The organism is Peribacillus sp. P4_C12, from assembly GCF_056402095.1.
Map to the genome: position 1 here is coordinate 1 of NZ_JBFUIB010000161.1, position 7515 is coordinate 7515.

The window sequence follows — 7515 nt, forward strand, 5'->3', positions numbered from 1 at the left end:
GTTTTTAATCACGTTTTACCATGCTGAGCTGAACTCTCAGCATGGTAAAACGTGATTAAAAACAGCCCAAAAAAACGAAGATAGCCGAAAAAAGCTTTCGGCATTCAGCTTCCTTTTTATTTGATTAGAGCATATTACGATTTATCTACAGACCTCTAACTATCCTATAGTAACAAATTTCTCGCCAATCAACAATGTTTGTATGCATAAAAGCCTTCCGATTCCAATTAAATCCAAATAGAGCTTTGCTTATTGGATAAAACCAGCATTTATCCTCATACCGTATATTCTGGCTTCATTAATAGTTAGGTCAGAAACTTTCATTGATTAAAGTTCCCTTTTCTCTGCTTCGATAAAAACCTCGATTGAGATGATGAAAAAATGTATCTACTCATAAGTTCCAATAGTCTCCAGACTATGTTCGCACACAATATCAGTACTGCATTATCATGCCATGCGTATGTAAGTGCCTCATAGAACAATGAATGATAGACAAGCAATCCCGAATATACGAGGTCACCCATAATCAATCCAACTAATAGGACGAACAAGCGATGTTTCCAATTTTTAAAAAGTAATAGGATAAGATAATTCAGAAAAATACACAACAGGTAAGAAGGTTTCATAATGAGCCAAATGGGATCAAGCATAGAAAATAGTTGAAAACTAGCATAAGCTAAGGTGATTATAAGGCAACCGCTGATCAGCTCTATAATCTTGATGATAGATTGCTTCCTTATGTACACACAAAGTATAAAGATAAGATATATACCGCTCATATGTATAGAAAGCAAGAAAACCTCCAGATTATATCCTGCTAAAACCATGACAGCTAACAAATGAAAAAGAAAATCAAAACGAAAGGGAACCGTCTTTGGAATAAAATACATGACAATGACCCAAACTATCCATGACATCCAATAAAACAAAATTCCATCCATGTAGCGTCCCCCTTTTAGGAAACATTATGGCTTGTTTATTTAAAGAATAAACGTAAAGCTTAATTTTTAATGAGTACTTGTAATATCTATACCTAAAACTTTTCATTTAGTTATTTACAAAAAGGAGGTGTACTCATGGGTAAAGATCGTCAAGAAAAGAAATTGAAAGAAAGTAAACGGGTGGAATCTGATAGAGACCAATCACTGAATGATAAAGGGGCCACTATAATGGAAAGCCCGGAAGAGGCAAGAAAAAGAAACAGCTAAATAAAAAAAGAAGCATCCGATTGTCTTTGAACAATTAGAGATGCTTCTTTTTTTATTTAGCATATGTCGAGCAATCAATACCTCTTTGAGTTAACCAATGATAGGTATTACCAGCAATAACTATTTTTGTTTTCCTTAATTCAGAAATATTAGCAGCTCCAAGCGCCGTCATGATGATTTTTAAATCTTCATGTATGTAGTTTATTTCTTTAATTAACTGTGCCAATCCCAATTCTTTATACAGTTTTAGGAAATGGCCGGCTAAACCTACACCTTTTGCTCCTAAGGCCAGGCTTTTGGTAATTTCTAAAGGGCATTGAATTCCACCTGATCCTATAACTGAAAGCGCAGGTGAAACATTTACCGCTTCTACTATTGAGGCAGCTGTTGGAATACCCCATTCATTAAAATAGCTAAGTATTTTCGCTCGTCTTTCATTTTCTATCTTCGCAAAATTCGTTCCGCCGAACCCGCCCACATCAATGATCGAAACTCCTACGGAAAGTAATTGTTCAACCGTTTCCTTACTCATTCCAAACCCGACTTCTTTTACAATCATAGGAACTCCAAGACACCTGTTGATTTCTTCAATTCGTGATAATGTACCTGCAAAATTCCGATCTCCTTCAGGCATTGTAAGCTCTTGAATGACATTGAGATGAATCTGCAGAGCGTCAGCCTCAATCATATCGCTCGCTCGCTTTGCTTGCTCTACAGTTGCTTCACCTCCCAGATTACCAATCAGGACTCCTTTAGGGTTCTCCTGTCTCGCTACTTTAAAGGATGCCTGCTGACCGGAATCCTTTATGGCTGCCATTTGTGATCCAACTGCCATAGCAATTCCTGTTTCCCTTGCAGCAATCGCCAAATCCCTATTCAGCTTTTCCGTTTCAAGACCACCGCCTCCGGTCATTGCATTTATAAAAATTGGCGAACTTAAATTAAGTCCGCCAATTTCTACTGTGAGGTCCACATTATTCAAAGAAATTCCTGGTACGCTCTGGTGAATAAACGAAATATCTTCTAGTCCGGATTTACGCTGCTGACCTGTTTTTAATGCAAAGTCTATATGCTCTAACTTTCGTTTTGCTCTCTCCAAGGCTATCACCATTATTTTCTTATTTTAGTTTTTTCAATTGATCACCAATCATTTCACCCAGCTGAAAGCCCTTTGTTTCTTCAGGGAGTTCATAATCTGATGTGTAATTGGACTGAGGATCTTCAAGTTCTTTGATGCTCAATGATAAACGGTGTTCTTTTTCATTGACATCAAGAACTTTCACTTCGACAGACTGACCTTCTTTTAACACTTCCTGCGGTGTTGCTATATGTTTGTGTGAAATCTGCGAAATATGAACAAGTCCTTCTACTCCCGGGAAAATCTCCACGAATGCTCCGAAAGAAACAAGGCGTTTCACGATGCCCTTTTGTGTAGATCCTTTCGCGGCTTTATCAGAAATATCTGTCCAAGGCCCCGGAAGAGTATCTTTTATGGATAGTGAAATCCTTTCATTATCGCGATCAATAGAAAGAACTTTCACCTGCACTTCATCGCCTTCGGTAACGACATCTGATGCCTTATCTACATGCTCATGAGAAAGCTGAGAAATATGGACAAGTCCGTCTACCCCTCCAATATCGACAAATGCACCAAAGTCGGTAATCCTTTGTACTGTTCCATGGAGTACTTGCCCGCTTTCAATTGTATCAAGAACATTTGCTTTTTGTTTTTCTTTTAGATCTTGTATGACTGCCCGATGGGAGAGAATTAAACGATTCTTATCCTTCTCAAGCTCAACAATCTTGAATGTTAAAGTTTTGTTTTTGTAATCAGAAAAGTCTTCAACGAAGTAGTCTTCTACTAAAGAAGCTGGAACAAAACCACGTACGCCTAGATCTACAACAAGACCGCCTTTGACAACATCTTTTACTTCTGCCTCAAATACGTCTCCGTTTTCAAATTTTTGTTCCAGGTCATCCCATGCTTTTAACGCATCAATTTTACGTTTTGATAGAATAAGAGCTTCTTCTTCTACTTTAATAACTTCAAGCTCCAATATATCACCCTCCGAAACGGCATCTGACGCCTTTTCGACATGAAGGCTCGACAGCTCACTGATAGGAATAATTCCATCTGACTTGCTGTTTTCTACATCTACAATAACCTGTTTTTCTTCTACCTTTGAAACGGTTGCTTTTACTTGATCCCCAACTTTGTAATTGTTCACTTCTACCTGATTCATATCTTCTGTCATTACTAACTCCTCCTTAACCCATGACTGATCAGCAAATTTCCTCTTCATCGGCCACATATTTTATTTAAAGTGGTTCAATAAAAACACTTTCCTAATAAAGATAAAAACAGCTTTTTTTTAGAGTAACAAGGTTTTTTCCTTTTCATCCCTAAAACGGAACTATACCCCTATTTTATAAATTCTAACAAAATCATAAAATTGTCAAGTATGAAGGATTATTTATGCTCAGAAATCAATTTTCCGATTTGGTCCATAATAATCTTGGTTGCTTCATCGGCTGAAATCTTTTTTTCCCTATATTCAGTGAAATTTATTGGTGGACCATAAACCACTTTTAATGGTCGCAAAAACTTATAGGGACCAATAATTGCACAAGGTATAATTACCGCATCAGAACGCAATGCGAAAAACCCAGCTCCAGCCATACCTTCTCCCAATTCACCTGTCTTACTTCTAGTCCCTTCCGGAAACAGTCCAAGCACCTTACCTTCTTTTAAAAGCTTTAAACCTTTTCTAAGAGATTCCCGATCACTATTTCCCCGCTTTACGGGAAAGGCATTTACTCTTGGTAAAATACCCTTTAAAACTGGTGCTTGAAACAACTCTTCCTTCGCCATGAAGTGAATATCCCTTGGAGACGTTATGCCAACTATAGGAGGATCCAAATTATCAATGTGATTGGCACAAATCAATACCCCTCCATCTTTAGGGAAATGTTCCTTCCCAAGCGTTTTAACCCTATACGAAGGCATTAAAACGCTTTTAACGACGTTTTTGGCAAATGTGTAAAAATCCAATTTCATCTTTTCCTCTCTTCTATCAAAGACATGATACTTTCTGCCACTTCTTGAATTGATAATGAAGTCGTATCAATTTCTATAGCATCTGTTGCCTTTTTCAGGGGAGCTACTTCGCGTTCCGAGTCCAGCTTGTCCCTTGTTGCAATTTCTTCTCTTAACTTTTCAATATCGGATGGGAAACCTTTTAAAATATTTTCTTGATGTCTCCGCTGAGCTCGTTCATCTACAGAGGCAATTAGAAATACTTTTACTTCGGCATTAGGTAACACATGTGTCCCGATATCTCTACCATCCATGACAACTCCACCATTTTCACCAAAATTCTGCTGCCTACGCACCATTTCTTCTCGGATGCTCCGGTGCTTCGCCACTTCTGATACAGATCCAGTCACTTCATTGTTTCTTATTTGGGCTGTAACGTTTTCATTATCTAAGAACACCAACTGCCCATTTTCACTCGGTCTTAATTCAATTTCTGTATTAATAAGAATCTCAAATAGAGCTTGTTCATCATTCAGAGGAATCTGATGATTCAGAGCTTTATAGGTTAAGGCCCTGTACATTGCACCTGTATCCACATATATGTAATTGAACTTTTCTGCAACAATTTTAGCAACCGTACTTTTTCCAGCAGCAGCTGGTCCATCGATTGCAACTGATAATTTTTTTTCCATAAATCCTCCCAAGAATCCTACAATCATGCTGATTATTTTATACCCTTTCATTTTATCACAATTAACGGGAAAATCATTAATAAAAGGGCGTGTACATCCAAATTCGCTTTTGTATACTTTCGATTTCAAAGGCCATTAATAGTTTTCCTTCCAGAAAAAAACTTCATACAAAAAAAAGCGGATTGGCCGCTTTTATTTTGATATTCCATTGAAGGTTTCAATGATTTTCGTATAATTATTGCTATTGACACCTTCATACCTTGAGAGCTTAGTTAATTCGAAGATATGATCCTCCCTGCTCAAAAGGAACTGAAAAAAGAACAAACAGACCAGTTGGATAATAATCACTTTAATTAACAGCCTTTCAAATGTTTTCATAAGCTGCTCCTTCCACACTGATTATCTTATCAGTATGGAAAGAATCGCTGTTTTTCATTCAAACATACAACCTTTTTTTCTTTAAATCCACTTGCTTTTCAAAAATAAATTTCATTAATGTTTGTACATCATTTTTCGTTGGTTCAATGAATTGTATGTGCAGTAGCATATTACACTGGTCTTTCTCAGTTACTCGAATGACTCGACTTTTTAACCGCAAGTAGTTGATTTGCCCTGATTTTAGAGTAAGAGCCATCCACAGATATAATTGTGAATCCGATTTTATATTTGCACCTTTTATAAGCCTGATAGAAGCTCCGCCGGCACTTATGTCCTCAGTAAGTGCACGAAATGGAGTAAACTCAGAATGTTCGGGATGGATGGCTGTATCAAGCGTTACATCAAGACGAACGTAATGCCTTCTTTGAATCTTCACAAATGTTTCTACATCCGGCAATAGTAGTTGCATCATCGGTATCTGACCTTTCACTTTTCCTAAAACCTCCGACTCAAAAACATATACAGCCTGTTCCTTATTAGAAAATGTAACGTTCACTTGAGTTCCGTCTACAAGAAATGCATTTTTTCCAGTCGCTAAATTGATGGGAAAGTCTATATAAACACACCCAGCTTCCATTTCTACAACCATACATTTGAACTTTTCATTTTGAGAAGAATATATCTGTTCCAGTATTAATATATCGCCAATATTAATCATTGTGATTTCCACGTCCTCGCATTCTATGATAGCCACTAAAGAAGGAGATTGCATAAGAATTTCCCAATAATTTTTCCCACATAATCCATAAAATAGTTTATATTATTATGTCATGAAATAAGAAAAAGGGAAAGTGACTAGGCACATTTCCCTATGATAGTAAGTAAAGTAAATTTTTAGAGAATTACATTAAATTTTCGTATATTGGCTCGGAATTTTTTAGTTTTTCCACTTTTTCTTCTTGGCCGTTATCAGCATTAATGAAAATACGGTATGTATCTTCTTTAATCGTACCAAGAAATTCATAACAGAGTACTTCATCGCCAATATCATTAATGATTAACGCTTTCCCTTGATCCATTATTTTAACATTTAAGTTAATTTTTTTCTTTGCTTCTTCCTCAGAAATTTTTGGGTTTCCAATTTCCCTAACCTTATGTGATTTTAAAAACTCGTCTGCTGAAAATCCTATAACAGATCCATCATCCAATGCTATTTTAACCTTGACTGAATCCGGATAGATCTTGACTCCATCTATTGATGTCACGAAATTTAACAGAGCGATATTATCGTATTGTGCACTTTCAAACAATTCAAGTGAACTGAAATCATGTTCTTTTAAAAAATCTGCGGCTTTAGTATATGCCTGATTCAAATCAATATTTGTTTTGTTAACGTCCCTATTATTGATATACCAAATTGGATAACCGCCTTTTTTGGTCAAATCCATATTCACTTCGTTATTGGTATCCTTATCAAGAATGCTTACACTGTAAAATCCGTAATCGGAACCTTTGCCGTTTTCTTCAACATTCACCTTCAAATTTCCGTTTTTAATATGGGCATAACCTTTTGCAACATCAACAGCTTCTTCTTTTGTATAGACTTTACCTTCTAAATTTTTGTAATTTTCCTCCTTCTGTTGTACAGAAGTAAAAGTCGGATTCATCTCATTTGTTTCCCCATACCCAGATACTTTTTTCTCTACCGTTTTTAATCCGTCGATGATCGTGTTATCCGAATTTTCTTTTCCTGATGCAAGAGCCATTTCGACATCCATCCAGCGTAAATTGTTTTTAAGGACTAGATATTGCACTTTTCTTAACTCGTCCTGGATGTCACCTGCCTGGGTGTACAAGGATTGTAAAGTCGAATATTCCTTATCATTCAATGGTTCTTTTTCAAGGTCACGTACAGCTGTTTTATAACTGAAGTCCGCAATTTTCGATAAAAATTCTTCCGTTTTATTGAATGGGAGCAGGGTCAACGGCAGCTGTCCAACATCACTTTGGGCTTCGGAAGTGATACGCCATACATCGGTTAAGGCCGGACTTAATGAATATCGAGAATTCATAGCCAATGTGCTGCCGACTTTATCATGCAATAAGTCTACTTGATAGCTTAAATCATGAAAGGCCCGCTGATACGTGTTTTCCGCATTGATTAATACAGCATTTTTTTCCTTATGTTCTTGATAGCCCC

Annotated in this window: 9 protein-coding genes; 1 reads left to right on the forward strand and 8 read right to left on the reverse strand. The window is 36.8% G+C overall.

Annotated elements, in window-relative coordinates:
- Positions 1–320: 320 nt before the first annotated feature.
- A complete protein-coding gene (locus AC1DUW_RS17120; RefSeq protein WP_053346791.1) occupies positions 321–941 on the reverse strand; it encodes a YphA family membrane protein in 621 nt (206 codons plus the stop codon).
- A 135-nt stretch (positions 942–1076) separates the two neighbouring features.
- Here AC1DUW_RS17120 and AC1DUW_RS17125 point away from each other — a divergent pair, with 135 nt between their 5' ends.
- A complete protein-coding gene (locus AC1DUW_RS17125; RefSeq protein ID WP_083450807.1) occupies positions 1077–1208 on the forward strand; it encodes a YpzI family protein in 132 nt (43 codons plus the stop codon).
- Between the two features lie 52 nt (positions 1209–1260).
- Here AC1DUW_RS17125 and fni read toward each other — a convergent pair whose 3' ends face one another.
- The 7 genes from fni to ypeB form a co-directional block, all read right to left on the reverse strand.
- Complete coding sequence (gene fni, locus AC1DUW_RS17130) at positions 1261–2307, reverse strand: type 2 isopentenyl-diphosphate Delta-isomerase (protein WP_053348124.1); 1047 nt, start codon at positions 2305–2307, stop codon at positions 1261–1263.
- Positions 2308–2326: 19 nt separating this feature from the next.
- Positions 2327–3463: a 30S ribosomal protein S1 gene (gene rpsA, locus AC1DUW_RS17135; protein ID WP_053346792.1), complete on the reverse strand. Its 1137-nt coding sequence runs from the start codon at positions 3461–3463 to the stop codon at positions 2327–2329.
- Positions 3464–3678: 215 nt separating this feature from the next.
- Positions 3679–4260: a lysophospholipid acyltransferase family protein gene (locus AC1DUW_RS17140; RefSeq protein WP_053348125.1), complete on the reverse strand. Its 582-nt coding sequence runs from the start codon at positions 4258–4260 to the stop codon at positions 3679–3681.
- A 2-nt stretch (positions 4261–4262) separates the two neighbouring features.
- The gene (gene cmk, locus AC1DUW_RS17145; protein ID WP_053346793.1) at positions 4263–4937 is read right to left on the reverse strand and encodes a (d)CMP kinase; all 675 of its coding nucleotides are present in this window, start codon (positions 4935–4937) and stop codon (positions 4263–4265) included.
- A gap of 192 nt (positions 4938–5129) precedes the next feature.
- The gene (locus tag AC1DUW_RS17150) at positions 5130–5315 is read right to left on the reverse strand and encodes a YpfB family protein (RefSeq protein WP_053346794.1); all 186 of its coding nucleotides are present in this window, start codon (positions 5313–5315) and stop codon (positions 5130–5132) included.
- A 58-nt stretch (positions 5316–5373) separates the two neighbouring features.
- Positions 5374–6087 carry a flagellar brake protein gene (locus AC1DUW_RS17155; RefSeq protein WP_053346795.1) on the reverse strand — a complete coding sequence of 238 codons (714 nt, stop codon included), beginning with the start codon at positions 6085–6087 and terminating at the stop codon, positions 5374–5376.
- A gap of 130 nt (positions 6088–6217) precedes the next feature.
- Positions 6218–7515 (reverse strand): germination protein YpeB (ypeB, locus tag AC1DUW_RS17160; protein WP_477643043.1); only part of this gene is annotated, 1298 nt, incomplete at its 5' end.